The sequence below is a fragment of the Burkholderia sp. FW306-1C-G01B genome (assembly GCF_058781685.1).
In genome coordinates this window covers 165,999-187,632 of record NZ_JBYSWZ010000013.1, presented here as the reverse complement: position 1 = coordinate 187,632, position 21,634 = coordinate 165,999, and the positions used below count along the sequence as shown (strand labels likewise).

Below are 21,634 nucleotides of genomic sequence, written 5' to 3'. Positions count from 1 at the left end.
TATACATGCGATAGGTTTAATTTATACACCCTCTGGCACCGGTTCGCCAAGTTTCTCTGCATCGCGATGCGTCGATTGACGGTTTTGGCGGCTCAGGATCCGGCCCCAAACCGGTGTATCAGGCCTTCAGGTACTGCTCGCGAGCGCCGAGCCAGCGCGCGAGATGCTGCGTGACGACGTCGGGGTACGCGGCGATCAGTCGCGTTGCGGCCTCGCGGGCCGGATCGATCAGCCAGCCGTCGGTCTCGAGGTTCGCGAAGCGCAGCATCGCCGCGCCCGACTGGCGCGCGCCGAGGAATTCGCCGGGGCCGCGGATTTCGAGGTCGCGCCGCGCGATCTCGAAGCCGTCGGTCGTCTCGCGCATCGTCTTGAGCCGCTCGCGACCGGTAATCGACAGCGGCCCCGTGTACAGCAGCACGCACACCGACGCCGCGGTGCCGCGCCCGACGCGGCCGCGCAACTGGTGCAGCTGCGCGAGGCCGAAGCGCTCCGCGTGCTCGATCACCATCAGCGACGCGTTCGGCACGTCGACGCCGACTTCGATCACGGTCGTCGCGACCAGCAGCTGCACGTCGTTGCGCGTGAACGCTTCCATCACGGCCGCCTTGTCGGCCGGCGACAGCCGGCCGTGCACGAGCCCGACCTTCAGCTCGGGAAGCGCCGCGGCGAGCGTCTCGTAGGTCTCGACGGCCGTCTGCAGCTGCAGCGTCTCGCTCTCCTCGATCAGCGGGCACACCCAGTACACCTGGCGCCCCGTCAGCGCGGCCTCGCGCACCCGGGCGATCACCTCCTCGCGCCGCGCGTCGCCGACGAGGCGCGTCAGCACGGGCGTGCGGCCCGGCGGCAGCTCGTCGATCGTCGAGACTTCGAGATCGGCGTAATACGTCATCGCGAGCGTGCGCGGAATCGGCGTGGCCGACATCATCAACTGGTGCGGCTGGAAATCGCGCGCGCCGTTGGCCGCGTTCGCGGCCTTCGCGCGCAGCGCGAGACGCTGCTCGACGCCGAAGCGGTGCTGCTCGTCGACGATCACGAGGCCGAGCCGCGCGAATTCGACCGTGTCCTGGATGATCGCGTGCGTGCCGATCACGAGCTGCGCGGTGCCGAGCGCGGCCGCCTCGATCGCCGCGCGCTTCTCCTTCGCCTTCAGGCTGCCCGCCAGCCACGCAACCGTGACGCCGAGCGGCTCGAGCCATGCGCGCAGCTTGCGCGCGTGCTGTTCCGCGAGGATTTCGGTGGGCGCCATCAGCGCGGCCTGGTAGCCGGCGTCGATCGCCTGCGTGGCGGCCAGCGCCGCGACGACCGTCTTGCCGCTGCCGACGTCGCCCTGCAGCAGGCGCTGCATCGGGTGCGCGAGCGTGAGGTCGTGCGCGATCTCGTCGACGACGCGCGACTGCGCGCCGGTCAGCGTGAACGGCAGCGCCGCGTAGAGCCGCGTCGTCAGCGCATCGGCATCGCTCGCGGTGCGGCGCGGCATCGCGGGCGCCGCGCGCGTGCGGCGCTCCTCGTGCGCGCGCTTGAGCGACAGTTGCTGCGCGAGCAGCTCCTCGAACTTGATGCGCGTCCACGCCGGATGCGAGCCGTCCATCAGCGCGGCTTCGTCGGAATCGACGCCCGGGTGATGCAGGATGCGCACGGCCTGCTCGAGCGACGGCACGCCGAGCGGCCGCAGGTACGCGCGATCGATCTCGGGCGGCAGCAGCTCGGGCAGCGGCGTGCGCTCGACCGCGTTCTCGATCGCCTTGCGCAGATAGGCCTGCGACACGCCGGCCGTACTCGGATAGACGGGCGTGAGCACCTGCGGCAGCGGCGTATCCGCGTCGACGACGCGCACCGCCGGATGCACCATCTCCATCCCGAAGAAGCCGCCGCGCACGTCGCCGCGCACGCGCAGCCGCTGGCCGACGGCCATCTGCTTGACCTGCGAGCCGTAGAAATTCAGGAAGCGCAGCACGAGGTGCTCGCCGTCGTCGTCCTGGATCTTCACGACGAGCTGGCGGCGCGGCCGGTACGCGACCTCGTTGTCGAACACGACGCCTTCGGTCTGCGCGATGCCGCCCGGCAGCAGTTCGCCGATCGGCGTCAGCGTGGTTTCGTCCTCGTAGCGCATCGGCAGATGCAGCACGAGATCGATCGAGCGCGTGAGGCCGAGCTTCGCGAGCTTGTCGACGGTCTTCACGGGCTTGTCGGCGGCCGCCTTCTTCTTGCGCTTCGCGCCGGTTGCGCCCGCTTCGTCGCTCACGGCGTCGGGCGCGGCGGCGGCCGGCTGCGCGAGCCGCCCGTCGGCGCCGCGCTTCGGGCCGGCCCGGCGCGGCGCGGCGCGCGGCGGCTCGGCAGGCTCCTGCGCGTCACGCTCCGCCGCGCGATGCGCGGGCAACGCGACATCCTCCGTGTCGAACGGATCGGCGGAATCGGCAACGGCGGCGGTGGAACGGCGTGGTGACACTGGCATCGGATCGTCTGGGTGCTTCGCAAGGCAAGTACAATAGCGGCTTTCACGTCGTCCGAACGAACGACGCCGGCCAGGCCGCGCATCCCGTCATCATAGCGGCTCGCGCGCCCCATTTACGCGTTTCCGCCCTGCCGGCGACGCCCGCCGGCCGCTTCGAACCAGCCCGCATGTTCACGCTTTCCGATTTCGATTTCAATCTGCCGCCCGAGCTGATTGCGCAAACCGCGCTGCCCGACCGCACCGCGAGCCGCCTGCTCGAGGTCGACCGCACCGTCGAGCCCGCGCGCCTCGTCGACCGCCGTTTCGCCGAGCTGCCATCGTGCATCGCGCCCGGCGACCTGCTCGTCTTCAACGATACCAGGGTGCTGAAGGCGCGTTTCTTCGGCCAGAAGGCCAGCGGCGGCAAGATCGAGGTGCTGATCGAGCGCGTGACGGGCACGCACACGGCGCTCGCGCAGATCCGCGCGAGCAAGTCGCCGGGCGCCGGCACGACGCTGCGCCTTGCCGATGCGTTCGACGTGACCGTCGGCGAGCGCGTCGAGCCGTTCTTCACGCTGCACTTCCCCGAGCCGTGCCTCGCGCTGATCGAGCAGTACGGCCGCCTGCCGCTGCCGCCGTATATCGAGCACGATCCCGACGCGACCGACGAAACGCGCTACCAGACCGTCTACGCGAGCAATCCGGGCGCGGTCGCCGCGCCGACGGCCGGGCTGCACTTCGACCAGCCGCTGCTCGAGAAGCTCGACGCGATGGGCGTCGAGCGCGCGACGCTGACGCTGCACGTCGGCGCCGGCACGTTCCAGCCGGTGCGCGTCGACAACATCGCCGAGCACAGGATGCACAGCGAGTGGTACGACCTGCCGCAGTCGCTCGTCGACAAGATCGCCGCGACCCGCGCGCGCGGCGGCAACGTGATCGCGGTCGGCACGACGTCGATGCGCGCGCTCGAAGCCGCCGCGCGCGCGGCCGACGAAGCGGGCCGCCCGCTCGCGGCGACGCAGGCCGAAACCGACATCTTCATCACGCCCGGCTATCGTTTTCGCGTGGTCGACCGGCTCGTCACGAACTTCCACCTGCCGAAGTCGACACTGCTGATGCTGGTGTCCGCGTTCGCGGGTGTCGAGACGATCCGCGCCGCGTACCGGCACGCGATCGACCAGCGCTACCGCTTCTTCAGCTACGGCGACGCGATGCTGCTCACGCGGCGCGACACGCCGGAGGCGCCGCAAGCATAAGCGCGACGGGCGCGACGGTCCCGCACCGCATGCCCGTCGCCCCCGTTACTATCTTCACGCCCCGATTTCCCGCTGGGCGCGCCACGCTGGCCCGCACCCGCCTTTTCCGCCGCCGGGCACCCGGCGGCCTGTCCAACATGCGCCGGACTGTTTTCCGGTGGCAAGGAGAATGACGCGATGACCGAAGGTTCATCCCACGATACGCACGCGCCCGCGCAGGAGCGCCCGGCCAACGGGCTCGAATTCGAACTGCTGACGACCGACGGCCACGCGCGCCGCGGCCGCGTGAAGCTCAACCACGGCGTGGTCGAAACGCCGATCTTCATGCCGGTCGGCACGTACGGCACCGTGAAGGCGATCCAGCCGCGCGAGCTGCACGAGATCAACGCCCAGATCATCCTCGGCAACACGTTCCACCTGTGGCTGCGCCCGGGCCTCGACACGATCGACGCGCATGGCGGCCTGCATGGCTTCATGGGCTGGAACAAGCCGATCCTGACCGACTCGGGCGGCTTCCAGGTGTTCTCGCTCGGCGACCTGCGCAAGATCACCGAGGACGGCGTCACGTTCGCGTCGCCGATCAACGGCGACAAGTTGTTCCTGTCGCCGGAAGTGTCGATGCAGATCCAGAAGGTGCTGAACTCCGACGTCGTGATGCAGTTCGACGAATGCACGCCGTACGCGACCGACGGCGTGCCGACCACGCACAAGGAAGCGGCCGAATCGATGCGCATGTCGCTGCGCTGGGCGAAGCGCTCGCTCGACGAGTTCGACCGGCTCGGCAACCCGAATGCGCTGTTCGGGATCGTCCAGGGCGGGATGTTCGAGGACCTGCGCGACGAATCGCTCGCGGGCCTGTCGGAACTCGGCTTCCACGGCCTCGCGATCGGCGGGCTGTCGGTCGGCGAGCCGAAGGAAGACATGATGCGCGTGCTGCAGCACGTGGGCCCGAAGCTGCCGGCCAACAAGCCGCACTACCTGATGGGCGTCGGCACGCCGGAGGACCTGGTCGAGGGCGTCGCCAACGGCATCGACATGTTCGACTGCGTGATGCCGACCCGCAACGCGCGCAACGGCTGGCTGTTCACGCGCTTCGGCGACGTGAAGATCCGCAACGCGACGCACAAGAACTCGCTGAAGCCGCTCGATGCAAGCTGCGCGTGCTACACGTGCCGGAACTTCTCGCGCGGCTACCTGCATCACCTGCACCGCGTCGGCGAAATCCTCGGCGCGCAGCTCAACACGATCCACAACCTGCACTACTACCTGCAGCTGATGAGCGAGATCCGCGACGCGATCGAGACCCATACGTTCGACGCGTTCCGCCGGCGCTTCGCGGAGGACCGCGCCAGAGGCGTCGACTGACGGGCCGACGGGCCGCGCGGCGGTTCGTCACATAGGACGTGTACTAAATAACGCGCTCCAACTGCCGGACCCGACCGCCAAATATTACAATTGCCTTTCCAGACAAGTCGCAATGGTGCCGGTTCGCGCTTTAACAGCTTGATCCGAAAGCGCATTTGCTGCGCCGTTTGCGCATGGGGCCGGTGGTAGAATAACCGGCTTATTTTTCGATCTTCCCCTACGGAGAGACCAACGTGCCGTTCATTTCCAATGCCTTCGCTCAAGGTGCCGGTGGCGCCGAATCGAGCCTGATGAGCTTCCTGCCGCTCATCCTGATGTTCGGCGTGCTCTACTTCATCATGATCCGTCCGCAGATGAAGCGTCAGAAGGAGCACCGCAACATGCTCGCGGCCATGGCCAAGGGCGACGAAGTCGTCACGAGCGGCGGCGTCGTCGGCAAGGTGACGAAGGTCACCGAAGGCTACATCGGCATCGAGATCGCCGAAGGTACTGAAATCACCGTGCAGAAGGCTGCGGTCACGACCATCCTGCCGAAGGGCACGATCAAGTCGCTGTAAGCCCTTCACCGAGCGTCCGGCTCCCCGCGCCGTGCCCGCCTGAGAGAGCGGGCCGCCGCGGCGCCGGACGCGACGCTTTCACGCCAACCACCCGTTCGGCCCCCTCATGAATCGTTATCCACTCTGGAAATATGTCGTGATGGTCGTGGCGCTCGCCATCGGCCTTCTGTACACATTGCCCAACTTCTTCGGCGAAGCGCCGGCGGTGCAGGTGTCGAGCGGCAAGGCCACGGTCAAGCTCGACTCGACCACGCTGACCCAGGTCGAATCGGCGCTCGCATCCGCGCAGATCACGCCGGACGACGTCACCTTCGAGAACACGGCGACCAACGCGAACATCCGCGTGCGCCTGAAGGACACCGATACGCAGCTGCGCGTCAAGGACCTGCTGCAGAAGTCGCTGAACGCCGACCCGAACGATCCGCAGTACGTCGTCGCACTGAACCTGCAGAGCGCGTCGCCGCGCTGGCTGACTGCCCTGCACGCGCTGCCGATGTATCTCGGCCTCGACCTGCGCGGCGGTGTCCACTTCCTGCTCCAGGTCGACATGACGGGCGCGCTCACGAAAAAGCTCGATTCCGACGCATCCGACGCGCGCTCGCTGCTGCGCGACAAGAACATCCGCGACGGCGGCGTGAGCCGCGTCGACCAGTCCGTCGTCGTCAATTTCAGCGATGCGCAGACCGCGGAAGACGCCCGCAAGGTGCTCGCACAGTCGGTCACCGAACTGCAATGGGCGACCCAGCCCGGCGGCGGCGGCACGCAGGTCGTCGGCACGTTCACGCCGGCCGTGCAGAAGTCCGTCGAGGACGCCGCGCTCAAGCAGAACCTGACGACGCTCCACAACCGCGTGAACGAACTCGGCGTGTCGGAACCGATCCTGCAGCAGCAAGGCAGCGACCGTATCGTCGTCGAGCTGCCGGGCGTGCAGGACACCGCGAAGGCGAAGGACATCATCGGCCGCACCGCGACGCTCGAGGCACGCCTCGCCGACCCGATCAACACGCACCCGAACCCGAACGACCCGGTGCCTCCCGGCGAGGAGCTGTTCACGCAGGGCATCCAGGCGCCCGTGCTGCTGAAGAAGGACGTGATCTTCACCGGCGACCGCATCATCGATGCATCGGCCGGCTTCGACGAACACCAGCGTCCGTCGGTCAACATCCGCCTCGACTCGGCCGGCGGCCGCGCGGTGCGCACGGTGTCGCGCGACAACATCGGCAAGCCGATGGCGATGGTGCTGTTCGAGAAGGGCAAGGGCGAGGTGCTGACGGTCGCGACGATCCAGTCGGAACTCGGCGACCGCTTCCAGATCACGGGCCAGCCGACGCCGCAGGCCGCGGCCGACCTCGCGCTGCTGCTGCGCGCCGGTTCGCTCGCCGCACCGATGGACATCATCGAGGAACGCACGATCGGCCCGAGCCTCGGCGCCGACAACATCAAGATGGGCGTCCACTCGGTGATCTGGGGCTTCTGCGCGATCGCCGTGTTCATGATCGCGTACTACATGCTGTTCGGCGTGGTCTCGGTGATCGGCCTGTCGGTCAACCTGCTGCTGCTCGTCGCCGTGCTGTCGCTGATGCAGGCCACGCTGACGCTGCCCGGTATCGCCGCAATCGCGCTTGCGCTCGGCATGGCGATCGACTCGAACGTGCTGATCAACGAGCGCGTGCGTGAAGAACTGCGTGCGGGCCAGCCGCCGCAGCTCGCGATCCAGGCCGGCTACGCGCATGCGTGGGCGACGATTCTCGACTCGAACGTCACGACGCTGATCGCCGGCCTCGCGCTGCTCGCGTTCGGCTCGGGCCCGGTTCGCGCATTCGCGATCGTGCACTGCCTCGGTATCCTGACGTCGATGTTCTCCGCGGTGTTCTTCTCGCGCGGGATCGTCAACCTCTGGTACGGCGGCCGCAAGAAGCTGAAGTCGCTCGCGATCGGCCAGGTGTGGAGGCCGGAAGGCGCGGCAGCCCCCGCGTCGTTCACCGACGCGGACGAATCGACCGACACCGCGCGCGCCGCGAAGCTCGCCGCCCCCGCGAAGGGCAACGCGCCGCGCACCGGCAAGCCGCAACTGCGCAACCGCGCGCAGCAAGGCGTGTCGCCGAAGAAACCGGGCTCGACCCAATAAGGCCCCGGAGACGAGACCATGGAATTTTTCCGCATCCGTAAAGACATTCCGTTCATGCGGCACGCGCTGGTGTTCAACGTGATCTCGCTGGTCACGTTCCTCGCCGCCGTGTTCTTCCTGTTCCACCGCGGGCTGCACCTGTCCGTCGAATTCACCGGCGGTACGGTGATCGAGGTGCAGTACCAGCAGGCCGCGGAACTCGAACCGGTGCGCGCGACGCTCGGCAAGCTCGGCTACGCCGACGCGCAGGTGCAGAACTTCGGCACGTCGCGCAACGTGCTGATCCGGCTGCAGTTGAAGGAAGGCCTCACGTCCGCGCAGCAGAGCGACCAGGTGATGGGAGCGCTGAAGGCGCAGAACCCGGACGTCACGCTGCAGCGTGTCGAGTTCGTCGGCCCGCAGGTCGGCCGGGAGCTCGCGACCGACGGCCTGCTCGCGCTCGCGTGCGTCGTGATCGGCATCGTGATCTACCTGTCGTTCCGCTTCGAATGGAAGTACGCGGTCGCCGGCATCATCGCCAACCTGCACGACGTCGTGATCATTCTCGGCTTCTTCGCGTTCTTCCAGTGGGAGTTCTCGCTGGCGGTGCTCGCGGCGATCCTCGCGGTGCTCGGCTACTCGGTCAACGAGTCGGTCGTCATCTTCGACCGGATCCGCGAGACGTTCCGCCGCGAACGCAAGATGAGCGTGCAGGAAGTGATCAACCACGCGATCACGACCACGATGTCGCGGACGATCATCACGCACACGTCGACGGAAATGATGGTGCTGTCGATGTTCTTCTTCGGCGGCCCGACGCTGCACTACTTCGCGCTCGCGCTGACGGTCGGCATCATGTTCGGCATCTACTCGTCGGTGTTCGTCGCGGGCTCGCTCGCGATGTGGCTCGGCATCAAGCGCGAAGACCTGATCAAGGACAAGAAGACCGCGCACGATCCGGACGATCCGAACGCGGGCGCGCAGGTTTAAGCGCCGCGCCGTTTCGGCAAACGCAAGAAGGCCGGTCCTGTTGGACCGGCCTTTTTTTTCATGCGAGGGCCGCCGCCGTGCGGTGCGCGGCCAGCCAGGCAGGCGCCGCCACGGGCGTCGGCTACAATCGTCACCGCCCTGCCCCGCTGCATGCCGGCCACTCGCCGGCGTGCAAGCACCCTCGCCCCCGTCCGAACATGCGGTCCCGATGATGCCTCCGATGTGTGTCGTTCGTCGCCTCGCCGGCTGCGCAGCCGTCGCGGCCGTGCTGCTGCCGTGTGCGTCGTCCGTCGGTGCGCAGCCGGCGTCCGCCCCGCCCGCCGCTGCGCCTCCCGCCGCCCGACCGCCGTCACCCTGCCCGCCCGACTGGGAGCCGCAGATCTGCGAACTGAAGGCCGCCGTCGAAGTGCTGAAGAAGCAGCACCTGACCGACGTCGACATCGGCGCGCTGCTCGACGCCGCGACCCACGACGGGATCAAGACGCTGCCGTACGCACGCTTCTTCAACGCGAAGGAGCGACAGGAGCAGCTCGACGACGAGCGGCGCGCCCGCGACGGCACGCCGGGCATCGGGATCGTCTTCGAGACGCGGCCCGACGGGCTGCATATCATCGACGTGATTCCCGACGCACCGGCCGAGAAGGCCGGCGTGCGTCCCGACGATCTCGTCGTCGCGATGAACGACAGGAGCGTCGTCGGCATCGACAGCAGCGAGCTCGTGAAACTCGCGAAGGGCGATGCGGGCATCCCGCTGAAGCTCACGGTGCAGCGCGGCCCGAACCATGCGGCGCTGAGCTTCGCGCCCGTGCGCGCGATCGTCAGGCCGCATCCGGCGATCGCGAAGCGGCTCGACGGCGACATCCTGTACACACGGCTGTCGAGCTTTCCGGAGCCGGCGGTCGGCGACTTCATCGACGCGGTGCAGGCCGCGCGCCGCACGGGCCCGCCGGTGAAAGGGATGATTCTCGACCTGCGCATCAACGGCGGCGGCGCGCTCAATGCGGCGATCGGCATCGCCGCGCTGTTCACCGGACGCGACCGCACCGCGATGGTGACGGTCGAGCGCGGCGACACCCACCGCCGCCGCTTCTCGACCAACTGGCCCGACTACGAACTGCCGGTGATGCACGGACAGGATCCGCTCGCGCCGCTGCAGGCCGACGACTGGTGGCGCACCGTGCCGCTCGTCGTGCTCGTCGACGGACAGAGCGCGTCGGCCGCCGAGGCAGCCGCGGCGGCGCTGAAGGATCTCGGCCGCGCGAAACTGCTCGGCATGCCGACCTACGGCAAGGGGCTCGCGCAGACCGGCGTCGACCTGATCGACGGCACGCGCCTGAATTTCACGTTCGCGCGCAACCTGCGGCCGAACGGCTGCCCGATGGACGGCTACGGCGTCGTGCCGGACTGGCTCGTGCCGCCGCGCCGCGACTCGGACGTCGACGGCGTGCTGCTGTGGTACCGGGAGGTCGATCTCGCGCGCGAGCCGTATGCGGACCGGCTGGCGCCCGACCCGTTCGCGCCCCTGCGCAAGGAACGGCAGAAGCTGCGCGAAGCGCGCGTGCGCGCGAAGGTCGATACGTCGAAGAGCGCGGCGCTGCCGCAGCGCGCATTCGGCACCGCCGACGACTGGCAGTTGCAGCAGGCGCTCGCCGCGCTCGCGGGGCGCCCCGTGCGGACCGTCGACGCGCCGGCGCAACTGATGCCCGCGCAGCCCGTGTGCGAACGCGGCGGCAACTGACGCGCCGCCGCCCGCCCCGCTACCGGAAGCCGAATCGCCGGCGCAGCACGACCAGCGCCGCGAGGCTCAGCACGGCCGCGAACATCAGGTAGAAGCTCGGCGCGGTCTTCATCCCGGTCGCGCGGATCAGCCACGCGATGATGAACGGCCCGAAGCCGCCGAAGATCGTCACCGCGACGTTATACGCGAGCGACATCCCGGTCGTGCGCGTCTGCACCGGAAACACCTCGGACAGCAGGCCCGGCAGCGCCGCGAAGTAGCCCGTCATCAGGAATGCGAGCAGCACCTGCAGCGCGATCAGCGTGCCGAAGCCCGGATGCGCGACCAGATACGCGAATGCCGGATAGATCAGCACGAGGATGCCGATAGCCGGCGCGATCATCACGCGCACGCGGCCGTAACGGTCCGACCAGTGGCCGACGAGCGGCGCGAACGCCATCTGGATCACGCCGACGACGAGGATCGCCGCGAACGCGGCGGACGGTGCGAGGCCGAGCTGCTTCACGCCGTAGGTCGGCATGAACAGCACGAGATAGGTTGCGACGGTGCCGAGCACGACCACGCCCATCGCGGCGACCAGACGCGCCTTGTGCGATGCGAACGTGTCGCGCAGCGGGTTCGCAGTGCCCTCGGCCGCGAGGAATTCGGGCGTCTCGTCGACCTTGGTGCGGATGTAGTACGCGACGGGCCCGAGCAGCAGCCCGAAGAAGAATGGCACGCGCCAGCCCCACGAAGCCATCTGCGCGGCCGAGAGCTGTGCGTTCAGCACGGTGCCGAAGCCGGCGGCGAGCAGCGTCGTGAGCCCCTGGCTCGCGACCTGCCAGCTCGCGAAGAAGCCGCGCCGGCCCGGCACGTGTTCGGCGAGGAACGCGGTCGCGCTGCCGAACTCGCCGCCGGCCGAGAAGCCCTGCATCAGCCGCGCGGCGACGAGGATCACCGGCGCGGCGACGCCGATCGTCCCGTAGGTCGGCAGCACCGCGATGATCAGCGTGCCGACCATCATCAGCAGGATCGACAGCGTGAGCGCGGCCTTGCGGCCCGCGCGGTCGGCATACGCGCCGAGCACGATCGCGCCGAGCGGCCGCATGAAGAACGACACGCCGAACGTGCCGAGCGTGAGCAGCAGCGACACGGTGTCGTTGCCGGACGGAAAGAACAGCGTCGAGATCGTCACCGCGAAGAAGCCGTAGACGACGAGATCGAACCACTCGAGCGCGTTGCCGATCGACGCGGCGACCACCGCGCGCCACACGCGCGGCGACGAGGCAATGGAACGGGACTGCGTGGCGGCATGCATCGGCGATCTCCTTGTCGTTGTACGTTCTGTTCGAGGCGGCCGCGGCCGCGCTCGGGCGATTATAGGCGCGCAAAAAAATACCGCCGCGCTCCCGGCAACGGGAACGCGGCGGTTGGCACGCGACGGGCCGGCGCGGCGGCAGGCCCGACCGGCGGCGTTACTGCTGCTTGACGGCTTCGGCCGTGATCAGCAGCTTCGTCTTCATCTTGAAGCCGTACTGCTTGCCGTAGTCGAGGCCGAAATCGTCGCGGCTGAACTCGCCGATCGCGTCGACGCCGCACACTTCACGCTTGAGCATCGGGTGCGGCATGCACTTGAACGAATCGATCTTCAGCGTCAGCGGCTTCGTGACGCCATGCAGCGTCAGGTTGCCGACCACCGACACCGGCTTGTCGCCGTCGAACTTGATGGCGCCCTTGTAGGTCGCTTCCGGGTACTTCGATGCGTCGAAGAACTCGGCCGTCTGCAGGTGCTCGTCGAGCTTCGTGCTGCCCGTGCTGATCGAGCCGATCTCGGTCGTCACGTCGACCGTGCCGGTCTTCGCCGCGCGATCGAGCGTCACCGAGCCCTTCGACTTGTCGAACTTGCCGCGCCAGACCGACAGGCCGCCGAAGTGGTCGGCCTCGAAGCTCGGGTACGTGTGGCTCGGGTCGAACTGGTACGTCGCGCTGTCGGCGAATGCCGAGAACGACAGCGAAGCGGCCAGTGCGCCGGCGGCGATCATCAGATGCTTTTTCAACTCATTCTCCTTGGAACGGCGCCGCGCCCTCGCGCGGCATTCGGGTGATGCGACAGGCCGCCGCTTACTTCGTGGCGACCAGATGGAACTTGATCTGCACTTCGTCCGCGACGATCGACGTGTCCTTCCACTCGCCGGTGCCGACGTTGAACGCCGAACGCTTGATCGGCAGGACGCCGTCGAAGGTCTGCGTCGCGCCGCTCTGCGTGACCGTGACGGGCACGGTGACGGCCTCGGACTTGCCCTTGATCGTCAGCTTGCCGGTCACGTTGTACTTGTTGCCGCCGGCCGGCGCGATCGCCGACGACACGAACGTCGCCTGCGGATACGTCTTCGCATCGAACCAGTCCTTGCCGGCAACCTGGTCGTTGTACATCTTGTCGCCGAGGTCATAACTCGCGACGTCGATCGTCATTTGCGCGCTGCCCTGCGCGGCCTTCGCCGGATCGAACTTCACCTGCGCGGAAAACTTCTTGAACGCGCCCTCGGTCGGCACGTTCATCTGCTTCGACACGGCGGACACCTTGCTCTTCGCGAGATCGACATCGGCGAGCGCCGCGCCCGACGCGACAAGTGACACCGCGGCGAACGCGGTCAGCATGGAGCGGGAGAAAGACACTTTCATGGAATCCTTCATTTGGCAAAGGGAAGCATCCGCGACAGCAGGCCGTCGCGGTCCAACAACTGGTGCTTGAGCGCCGCGAGCACGTGCAGCGAGACGAGCGCAAGCAGAATGTAATTCAAAGACACGTGGAGCGTCTTGAAGGTTTCCTTGAGCACCGGATCGGGATCGATCAGCCGCGGCAGCGGCACGATGCCGAGGTACACGACCGGGATGTTCGACGCCGAGCTGTACAGGTAGCCCGTGATCGGAATCACCAGCATCAGCACGTACAGCAGGATGTGCACGCCGTGCGACGCCGCACGCTGCCACGCCGGCGTGCCGCCCGGCAGCGGCGGCGGCACGTGCGTCGCGCGCCACAGCACGCGCACCACGGCCAGCGCGAACACCGTCACGCCGAGCCACTTGTGCCACGAGAAGTACTTCAGCTTCGTCGGCGTGAAGCCGGGGATGTCCGTCATCACCCAGCCCAGTGCGAAGGCGCAGACGATCAGCAGCGCGATCAGCCAGTGCAGCGCGATCGCGCTCTGCGTATAGCGTACCGGCCTGGCCGGCAGCGAATTCGATACCATCTTGGATTCCTCGGTTCAGCGAACAGCCGCGCCGGCCATGAGTCCGACGCTTGTCAAGGGCGCCATGCTACCGCAACCTTTGGACCTGCGCGGACTCTGAGGACAGGCGTGTCAGCCTGCTGCCCGCTTCCCGTCATGTTACCGATCGGTCACTGAACACACGATCGTTGACACCGCGAAAAAGGCGTTTTGGTAAGATTGGCGCGGGTTCCGGCCCCGTCGACGCGTTCTCCCGCCGTCGCGCAACCGCTTTTTCCATGCAACGAAACGACCTGATTGCCTGTCACGAGTGCGACGCACTGTTGCACAAACCGCGCCTCGGCCGCCGCGAAATCGCGCGCTGTCCGCGCTGCGGCGCACTGCTCTATCGCGACAGCACCACGCAGATCGAGCGGATCTGCGCGCTCGCGCTCGCGGCGCTGATCACGTTCACGATCGCGCAGGCGTTCCCGATCCTCGAAATGGACGTGAACGGCAACCGCGTGCAGACGACGCTGATCGGCGCGATCGACTCGCTGTGGCGCCAGGACATGGCGGTCGTCGGCGTGATGGTGTTCTGCTCGACCGTGCTGTTCCCGCTCGTCGAGATGGCCGCGCTGCTGTACCTGCTGCTGCCGATCCGACGCGGCGTCGTGCCGCCCGGTTTCAACCTGGTGCTGCGCGCGATCGAGCTCGTGCGGCCATGGGGCATGATCGAGGTGTTCATGCTCGGGATCGTCGTGACGATCGTGAAGATGGTGAGCCTCGCACGTGTCGTTCCCGATGCCGCGCTGTTCGCGTTCGCCGCGCTCACGCTGATGATCGCCGTCGTGCTGATGTTCGATCCGCGCACGTTGTGGGACATCGCCGACGACCTGCGCGCCGGGCGCCCACCTGGACAGCCGGAGCCGCCCGACACCGCCGCGCCGCCGCCCGAGGCCGCCCGCCGATGACGACGCCGACCGCCGCCCGCGAGGGCTATGCGAGCTGCCACACGTGCGGACTCGTGCAGACGCTCGACCGGCCGCATGCGCACTGCGCGCGCTGCGGCACCGCGCTGCATTTCCGCATCCCGAACAGCATCATGCGCACGTGGGCGCTGCTGCTCGCGGCCGCGATCCTCTACATTCCGGCGAACCTGCTGCCGATCATGCGCACCGCATCGATCGTCGGCTCGCAGGAAGACACGATCATGAGCGGCGTCATCTATTTCTGGGTGTCGGGCGACTGGCCGCTCGCCGTCGTCGTGTTCGTCGCGAGCATCCTCGTGCCGATGCTCAAGCTCGGCGTGCTGCTGATCCTCGTGATCAGCGCGCAGCGCCGCTCGCCGTGGCGGCCGCTGCAGCGCACGCACCTGTTCCGGATCGTCGAGCGCATCGGCCGCTGGTCGATGCTCGACATCTTCGTCGTGACGCTCACCGTCGCGCTCGTCCATTTCCGTTCGCTCGCCGTCATCACGGCCGGCCCCGGCGCGATCGCGTTCGGCTCGGTCGTGATCCTGACGATGCTCGCATCGATGCAGTTCGATCCCCGCCTGATCTGGGATCCAGTCGAAACCTCAGGGAATCACCATGAATAGTCCGCAAGGCCCGCAGCACGACCAGCCCCGGCCGCCCGACCCGACGATCTCGACGAAAAGCGGCTGGCTGCCGTCGCTCGTCTGGCTCGTGCCGCTGATCGCCGCGCTGATCGGCATCGGCCTCGTGATCAAGTCCGTGCGCGAGCGCGGCCCGGAAATCACGATCAGCTTCCACAGTGCCGAAGGGCTCGAGCCCGGCAAGACCCAGGTCAAGTACAAGGACGTCGAGATCGGCATGGTCAAGACGATCAAGCTGTCGAAAGACCTGTCGCGCGTGCTCGTCCAGGTGCAGCTCAAGAAGGAAGCCGAGGACTTCGCGGTCAAGGGCTCGCGCTTCTGGATCGTGCGGCCGCGCGTCGGCGCGACTGGCGTGTCGGGGCTCGGCACGCTGCTGTCCGGCGCGTATATCGGCGTCGACGCCGGCCACGGGCAGGATACGCTGACCGACTTCACGGGCCTCGAGACGCCGCCCGCCGTCACGGGCGACCAGAAAGGCACGCAATACGTGCTGCGCGGCGATTCGCTCGGCTCGGTCGACATCGGCTCGCCCGTCTACTACCGCCGCGTGCAGGTCGGCCAGGTGGTCGGCTTCTCGCTCGACAAGGACGGCACGGGCGTCACGGTCAACGTGTTCGTTACTGCGCCGTACGACCAGTACGTCGGCGTGAACTCGCGCTGGTGGCAGGCGAGCGGCGTCGACCTGCGGCTCGATTCGAGCGGCCTGAAGCTGAACACGCAGTCGCTCGCGACGGTGATCCTCGGCGGCATCGCATTCCAGACGCCGCCGAACCAGGGCAGCGGCACGACGGCGCCGAACAACACGACGTTCCGCCTGGCCTCCGACGAGGGCGACGCGATGCGCGACCCGGACGGCCTGCCGCTGCAGGTCGTGATGAACTTCAACCAGTCGCTGCGCGGGCTCGCCGTCGGCGCGACGGTCGACTTCCGCGGCATCGTGCTCGGCGAAGTAACGAACATCGGCATCGACTACGATCCGAAGACGAAGAACTTCACGATGCCGGTGACGATGAACGTGTATCCGGAGCGCCTCGGCCGCCGCTTCCGCGAAACGATCGAGAGCAAGGGCGAACCGGCCCGCCGCGAGATCGTCGAGCGGCTCGTCCAGCACGGGCTGCGCGGCCAGCTGCGCACCGGCAACCTGCTGACGAGCCAGCTTTACGTCGCGCTCGACTTCTTCCCGAAGGCGCCGGCCGTGAAGATCGACACGGCGCGCCAGCCGCTCGAGCTGCCGACCGTGCCGAACACGCTCGACGAACTGCAGCTGCAGGTCGCCGACATCGCGAAGAAGCTCGACAAGGTGCCGTTCGACCAGATCGGCGCGAACCTGAACAGCGCGCTGTCGAACGCCGACAAGCTGTTCAAGCAGCTCGACACGCAGGTCGCGCCGGAAGCGCGCGACACGCTGTCGGCCGCGAAGCAGACCTTCTCGACCGCCGAAGCGACGCTGCAGCAGGATTCGCCGCTGCAGTCCGACGTGCGCGGCGCGCTGAAGGAGCTCACGCGCACGCTGCAGTCGCTGAACGCGCTCGCCGATTATCTGGAGCGTCACCCCGAATCGCTGCTCAAGGGCAAGCCAGGAGATAAACAATGACGACACGCGTGAACGGTTTCGCGAGCGGCGCGGCGGTGGCCTTCGCCGCACTCGCGCTCGCCGCGTGCAGCTCGCCGCCCGCGCGGTTCTACACGCTCAGCCCGGCCGACGCCGCGGCCCCGGTGCGCACCGCGCCGGCCAACCCGGCGTTCCTGATCGAGGTGCCGTCCGTCGGCGTGCCCGAGCAGGTCGCGAAGAACCAGCTGGTCGTGCAGAAGAACGCCGCGCAGGTCGACGTGCTCGAGCAGGAACGCTGGGCGTCGCCGCCCGCCGACGAGATCCGCCGCGCGCTGTCGGACGATCTCGCCGCGCAGCTCGGCACGATCGACGTCGCGAATTCCGCGTACCCGCCCGGCGTGCCCGTGTATCGCGTCAGCGTGAACGTGCAGCGCTTCGAGTCGTGGCCCGGCAAGCGCGCAGCGGTCGACGCCGTGTGGAGCGTGCGCCCGCTCGGCACGCAGGCCGTGATGACCTGCCGTACGAGTGTCGCTGAACCGGTCGCCGACGGCTACGACGCGCTCGTCGCCGGCCACCGGCGCGCGCTCGACGTGATCGCCACGCAGGCCGCGGCCGGCGTGCGCGCGATGGCCGCAAGCCGCGGCACGGCGCCTTCGGCCGGCAGCAAGACGGCCGCCGCGCCGGTCGTGCCGTGCCCGGCCGTCCCGACGTCCGGCGGCGACGCCGGCGCGACGGGCAAGTCCGGCGGCGCATGAGCCGGCAGCGCTGACGGACGTCCGAAGAACCGTTCGCCGGTGCGGCTTCGTCCGACGCGGCGCGTCTGCCGGCAGCCGCTTGCATGACGCTACCGCAGCCGATCGCACAGCGCGCCTTCATCGGCCGAACGGCGACTTTGCATTGTTTGTCAAAGTCGGCCGGAACCGGCACCATGCAACGCGGTCGGCTTGCGTTTTCCGGCCCGATTGACGATCCTACGCACTTTCAGGCTCGCGCCGCTCGTCGTGCGCGCGAGCCGGCGGCACCGGGCCGCATTCGGCCCGACTGCCGTGCCTCCCCGCGCCCGGACGCGATCGGCGTGCACCGCAGCGGGGCAGCCGTACCGCGGGTCGCCGCGCATCGTCCGGCAACCGGCCCCGTCTCACCCGTTCTCCCCGGCGCCGTGCCGCATTCCCGGCCGGCATCCCGAACCCGCCCGTCCAGGGCTTTCGCTATTCCGTTTATGTTTCGTTCCCTGACGACCCTGATCAAGAAGTGGCGCGCGTCGCGCAATGCCGGCCACCAGCTCGATGCGCTGCTCGCGCACGCCGACGCCGATGCGTCATACGCCGAGCGCAGCGAATGGCTGATCGAGCTCGCGCACTGGCTGCGCCGCAACGGCACGATGCAGGACGCGCCGGCCGAGCGCGACGCCGACGCACGCGCGTATCCGGCCCATGCGCGGCTGCGCTACCTGTTCCACGTGCTCGATCGCAACCCCGCATGGAAATCGCATGCCGCGCGCATCCTGCGCGGCATCCTGCGCGAGTGCGACGGCATCTCGCTGCTGTGCGACGCCGGCATGCCCGTGCACTCGGGCTTCTTCGGCGCGCTGTTCGAGCGGATCGACTCGTCGCTGATCCCGCCCGCGCCGAACCGCCGCGAACTGTCGGCGCTGTTCACGCTGATGTTCCCGGCACCCGGGGACGCGCAATGGATCGACGCGCTGCCCGACGACCTGCTCGCGCGCCTCGCCGAGCTGTTCTCGTTCGACGTCACCGACGAAGAGCGCCACGAGCCCGGCTCGTTCTCGCGCGATCTGCTGGCCGCGCTGCACAACCTGACCTGCCAGATCAGCTCGACCGGCCTGTCCCAGACGGTGCGCAGCCGGCTGTCCGACGACGATGCGCGCCAGCCGCTCGAAACGCAGCCGTTCTATCGCCTCACACGCGCGATGCTCGCGGTCGAGACCGCACACGCGGCCGTCGAGGACGGCGGCGACCCGAGCAAGCTGCTGCACGAGGTGAACTACCTGCGCGTGCTGCTCGACGAATGCCGGATCGCGGTCGACAACGTGTTCTCGCACCTGTACCGCAACGGCGTGTCGGTCGACATCGTGTTCCAGGTCGAACGGATGCGCATGCGCATCCTGCGCGCCGAAACGCTGCTGAACGCGTGGATGGCACGCGACGACCTGCACGGGATGGCACGCCTGACGGCCGAGCTGGTCGACGCGAACCAGAACAGCCAGAGCGTCACGCACCTCGTGCGCAGCAACTTCTCGCTGTTCGCGCGCAAGCTCGTCGAGACCAACGCGGACACCGGCGAGCACTACATCTCGCGCGGCCGCGCCGAGTACCTGAAGATGCTGCGGATGGCCGCCGGCGGCGGCCTCGTCACGGTCGTGACCGTGTGCGTGAAGTTCGCGATCACGGGCGCGCACCTGCAGTCGATGCTCGAAGGGCTGCTCGCGGGCATCAACTACGCGGCCAGCTTCATGCTGATGCACTTCCTGCACTTCACGCTCGCGACCAAGCAGCCCGCGATGACCGCGCCGACGCTCGCGCGCGAACTCGACGACACCGGCCACGACGAAGGCGTGAAGACATTCGTGGCGTCGGTGATCGCGCTGATCCGCACGCAGGCGGCCGCGATTTCCGGCAACGTGCTCGTCGTGCTGCCCGTGTGCCTGCTCGTGCAACTGTTCGCGGGCAACGTGCTGCACGCGAACCTGATCTCGCCGGAGAAGGCGCATGCGACGCTGCACTCGTTCTCGCTGCTCGGCCCGACGCCGCTCTACGCGGCGCTGACGGGCGTGCTGCTGTGGGCGTCGAGCCTGCTCGCGGGCTGGGCCGACAACTGGTTCGTGCTGCACCGGGTCGGCGACGCGCTCACCTACAACCGCCGGCTGCGCCTGACGCTCGGCGCGGCCGGCGCAGCAAAGCTCGCGCACTTCTGCCGGTCGAACGTCGCGGGCGTGGTCGCGAACGTCGGCCTCGGCCTGATGCTCGGCCTCGTTCCGGCGATCGTCACCGTGTTCATGTTCCCGTTCGAGGTGCGGCACGTGACGCTGTCGGCCGGCTCGATCGGGATCGCGCTCGGCGTGCTGGGCAAGGGTGCGCTCGGGACGCCCGAGCTGTGGTGGGCCGGCGCCGGCGTGCTCAGCATGGCGATCCTCAACGTGCTCGTGAGCTTCGCGCTCGCGTTCACGATGGCCGTGCGCTCGCGCAGCCTGCGCCCGACCAAGGTGCGCGCGCTCGTCGCCGCGATCGTCCGCACGGTGCTGTCGAATCCGCTCGCGCTGTTCTGGCCGGCCGGCAGCCAGGCCGCGCGCACCGGCCAGCCGGGCGCGCACTGAACCCGAGGCGGCGCGGCGGTGCTCGGCCGGGCGCCGCTGCGCCGGGCCTCCCCGCGCGAACGCGGCCGTCGCGCCTGCGTCGCCGCGCCGAAACGCCGGCCCCGGTCGCCCGCGCCGCGTACAATGGTGGACTTTTGCACGTCCTCACCCGCCTTATGTCCTCGCCCACCCTGTACGAATTCTTCGCCCCCTGCCCGCGCGGCCTCGAAGCGGCGCTTGCCGCCGAGCTGGCCGAAATCGCCGGCCGCCACCTGAGCGGCGCGCCGTTCACCGCGGGCGCGCAGGTGCCGGGCGGCGTCCATTTCAGCGGCGGCTGGGCCGCCGGCATGGCCGCGAACCTCCATTCGCGGATCGCGAGCCGGATCCTGCTGAAGATCGCGCACCGCGCGTACCGCAACGAGCAGGATGTCTATGCACTCGCGCTCGAGCAGCCATGGGAGCGCTGGTTCGCGGCGACGCAGACGCTGCGCGTCGACATCACCGCGATCAAGTCGCCGCTGAAAAGCCTCGAATTCGCGACGTTGCGCGTGAAGGACGCGATCTGCGACCGGATGCGCGACAAGACCGGCGCCCGCCCGAGCATCGACACGGGTGCGCCGGACGTGCGCGTGTTCGCGTTCCTGACGGCCAACGAGTGCACGCTGTACCTCGACACGTCGGGCGAGCCGCTGTTCAAGCGCGGCTGGCGCCTCGACAAGGGCGCGGCGCCGCTGCGCGAGAACCTCGCGGCCGGCATCCTGCGCCTGACGGGCTGGACGCCCGGCACGCCGCTGTACGACCCGATGTGCGGCAGCGGCACGTTCCTCGCGGAAGCCGCGCAGATCGCGCTCGGCGTGGCGCCGGGCGTCGAACGCCGGTTCGGCTTCGAAAAGCTCAAGCAGTACGACATCACCGCGTGGCAGGGGCTGAAGGTCCCGGCGCTGGACGCGAAGCGCGCGGCGCGCGGCAAGCGCGGCGATGCGCTCGGCGTGTACGGCAGCGACATTTCCGGCGACATGCTCGAGAAGGCGCGCGCGAACCTCGAGCGCGCGGGCGTGCCGTCGGTGTGGCTCAAGCAGGTCGACGCACGCGGGATGACGCCGCCGTGCGACGGGCCGGGCATCATCCTCGCGAACCCGCCGTACGGCGAGCGGATCGAGGTGCGCGGCCGCAGTGCGCGCGGCGAAGTGCGCGAGACGGGCCGCAACCGCGGCAACGACGACGCGTTCCGCCGCACGCATACCGACGCGCCGGACAGCGAGTTCTTCAACGCGCTCGGCGATGCGCTGAAACAGCGCTTCACGGGCTGGCAGGCGTTCCTGCTGACGTCCGACCGTTCGCTGCCGGGCCAGTTGCGGCTGCGCGAATCGGCGAAGACGCCGCTGTTCAACGGCGCGCTCGAATGCCGGCTGTTCCGCTTCGACCTGATCGCCGGCAGCGTGAAGGCGCGCCCGGCCGCGCCGGAAGGCGACGCGTAAGCGACACCATTGCGCGGGGCCGCCATCGCGGCGCCCGCGCG

The 21,634-nt window shown here is 68.6% G+C and carries 17 protein-coding genes; 12 read left to right on the top strand and 5 right to left on the bottom strand.

Annotation, left to right across the window (positions count from 1 at the left end; genetic code table 11):
* Window positions 1-118 precede the first annotated feature (118 nt).
* Window positions 119-2,452 (bottom strand): ATP-dependent DNA helicase RecG, encoded by a 2,334-nt coding sequence (recG, locus tag AC3WLY_RS25275; RefSeq protein WP_492310719.1) that lies wholly within the window; start codon window positions 2,450-2,452, stop codon window positions 119-121.
* Window positions 2,453-2,619: 167 nt separating this feature from the next.
* On the opposite strand from recG, the gene queA reads away from it, so the two are divergent.
* The 6 genes from queA to AC3WLY_RS25245 all read left to right on the top strand — a co-directional run bounded on the left by queA (window position 2,620) and on the right by AC3WLY_RS25245 (window position 10,444).
* On the top strand, window positions 2,620-3,687 hold the full coding sequence (gene queA, locus AC3WLY_RS25270) for a tRNA preQ1(34) S-adenosylmethionine ribosyltransferase-isomerase QueA (protein ID WP_425133214.1): 1,068 nt from the start codon (window positions 2,620-2,622) through the stop codon (window positions 3,685-3,687).
* A gap of 177 nt (window positions 3,688-3,864) precedes the next feature.
* Window positions 3,865-5,052, top strand: a complete 1,188-nt coding sequence (gene tgt / locus AC3WLY_RS25265; RefSeq protein ID WP_492310720.1) for a tRNA guanosine(34) transglycosylase Tgt — start codon at window positions 3,865-3,867, stop codon at window positions 5,050-5,052.
* A 233-nt stretch (window positions 5,053-5,285) separates the two neighbouring features.
* The gene (yajC, locus tag AC3WLY_RS25260) at window positions 5,286-5,609 is read left to right on the top strand and encodes a preprotein translocase subunit YajC (protein ID WP_174382411.1); all 324 of its coding nucleotides are present in this window, start codon (window positions 5,286-5,288) and stop codon (window positions 5,607-5,609) included.
* Window positions 5,610-5,715: 106 nt separating this feature from the next.
* Entirely contained in the window at window positions 5,716-7,737 is a 2,022-nt protein-coding gene (secD, locus tag AC3WLY_RS25255) for a protein translocase subunit SecD (protein WP_492310721.1), read from the top strand.
* Window positions 7,738-7,755: 18 nt separating this feature from the next.
* Window positions 7,756-8,706 (top strand): protein translocase subunit SecF, encoded by a 951-nt coding sequence (secF, locus tag AC3WLY_RS25250; protein ID WP_059236052.1) that lies wholly within the window; start codon window positions 7,756-7,758, stop codon window positions 8,704-8,706.
* A gap of 220 nt (window positions 8,707-8,926) precedes the next feature.
* Entirely contained in the window at window positions 8,927-10,444 is a 1,518-nt protein-coding gene (locus tag AC3WLY_RS25245) for a S41 family peptidase (protein WP_492332727.1), read from the top strand.
* Between the two features lie 19 nt (window positions 10,445-10,463).
* Here AC3WLY_RS25245 and AC3WLY_RS25240 read toward each other — a convergent pair whose 3' ends face one another.
* The 4 genes from AC3WLY_RS25240 to AC3WLY_RS25225 form a co-directional block, all read right to left on the bottom strand.
* On the bottom strand, window positions 10,464-11,741 hold the full coding sequence (locus AC3WLY_RS25240) for an MFS transporter (RefSeq protein WP_175963057.1): 1,278 nt from the start codon (window positions 11,739-11,741) through the stop codon (window positions 10,464-10,466).
* A 157-nt stretch (window positions 11,742-11,898) separates the two neighbouring features.
* Window positions 11,899-12,480: a YceI family protein gene (locus AC3WLY_RS25235; RefSeq protein WP_072436293.1), complete on the bottom strand. Its 582-nt coding sequence runs from the start codon at window positions 12,478-12,480 to the stop codon at window positions 11,899-11,901.
* A gap of 64 nt (window positions 12,481-12,544) precedes the next feature.
* On the bottom strand, window positions 12,545-13,105 hold the full coding sequence (locus AC3WLY_RS25230) for a YceI family protein (RefSeq protein WP_072436439.1): 561 nt from the start codon (window positions 13,103-13,105) through the stop codon (window positions 12,545-12,547).
* 8 nt (window positions 13,106-13,113) lie between these two features.
* Entirely contained in the window at window positions 13,114-13,674 is a 561-nt protein-coding gene (locus AC3WLY_RS25225; RefSeq protein ID WP_072436294.1) for a cytochrome b, read from the bottom strand.
* Between the two features lie 257 nt (window positions 13,675-13,931).
* Between AC3WLY_RS25225 and AC3WLY_RS25220 the strand changes: the two genes are divergently transcribed.
* The 6 genes from AC3WLY_RS25220 to AC3WLY_RS25195 all read left to right on the top strand — a co-directional run bounded on the left by AC3WLY_RS25220 (window position 13,932) and on the right by AC3WLY_RS25195 (window position 21,593).
* Window positions 13,932-14,606, top strand: a complete 675-nt coding sequence (locus tag AC3WLY_RS25220) for a paraquat-inducible protein A (RefSeq protein WP_175963058.1) — start codon at window positions 13,932-13,934, stop codon at window positions 14,604-14,606.
* The gene (locus AC3WLY_RS25215; protein ID WP_175963059.1) at window positions 14,603-15,232 is read left to right on the top strand and encodes a paraquat-inducible protein A; all 630 of its coding nucleotides are present in this window, start codon (window positions 14,603-14,605) and stop codon (window positions 15,230-15,232) included. The genes AC3WLY_RS25220 and AC3WLY_RS25215 overlap by 4 nt, the downstream gene beginning before the upstream one ends.
* Complete coding sequence (locus tag AC3WLY_RS25210; RefSeq protein WP_175963060.1) at window positions 15,225-16,844, top strand: PqiB family protein; 1,620 nt, start codon at window positions 15,225-15,227, stop codon at window positions 16,842-16,844. Before AC3WLY_RS25215 ends, AC3WLY_RS25210 begins: the two co-directional genes overlap by 8 nt.
* Window positions 16,841-17,557 carry a PqiC family protein gene (locus AC3WLY_RS25205; RefSeq protein ID WP_492309285.1) on the top strand — a complete coding sequence of 239 codons (717 nt, stop codon included), beginning with the start codon at window positions 16,841-16,843 and terminating at the stop codon, window positions 17,555-17,557. Before AC3WLY_RS25210 ends, AC3WLY_RS25205 begins: the two co-directional genes overlap by 4 nt.
* 464 nt (window positions 17,558-18,021) lie before the next feature.
* On the top strand, window positions 18,022-20,136 hold the full coding sequence (locus AC3WLY_RS25200) for a site-specific recombinase (RefSeq protein ID WP_492309284.1): 2,115 nt from the start codon (window positions 18,022-18,024) through the stop codon (window positions 20,134-20,136).
* A 155-nt stretch (window positions 20,137-20,291) separates the two neighbouring features.
* Window positions 20,292-21,593, top strand: coding sequence for a THUMP domain-containing class I SAM-dependent RNA methyltransferase (locus tag AC3WLY_RS25195; RefSeq protein WP_492309283.1), 1,302 nt, complete (start codon window positions 20,292-20,294; stop codon window positions 21,591-21,593).
* Window positions 21,594-21,634: the final 41 nt, after the last annotated feature.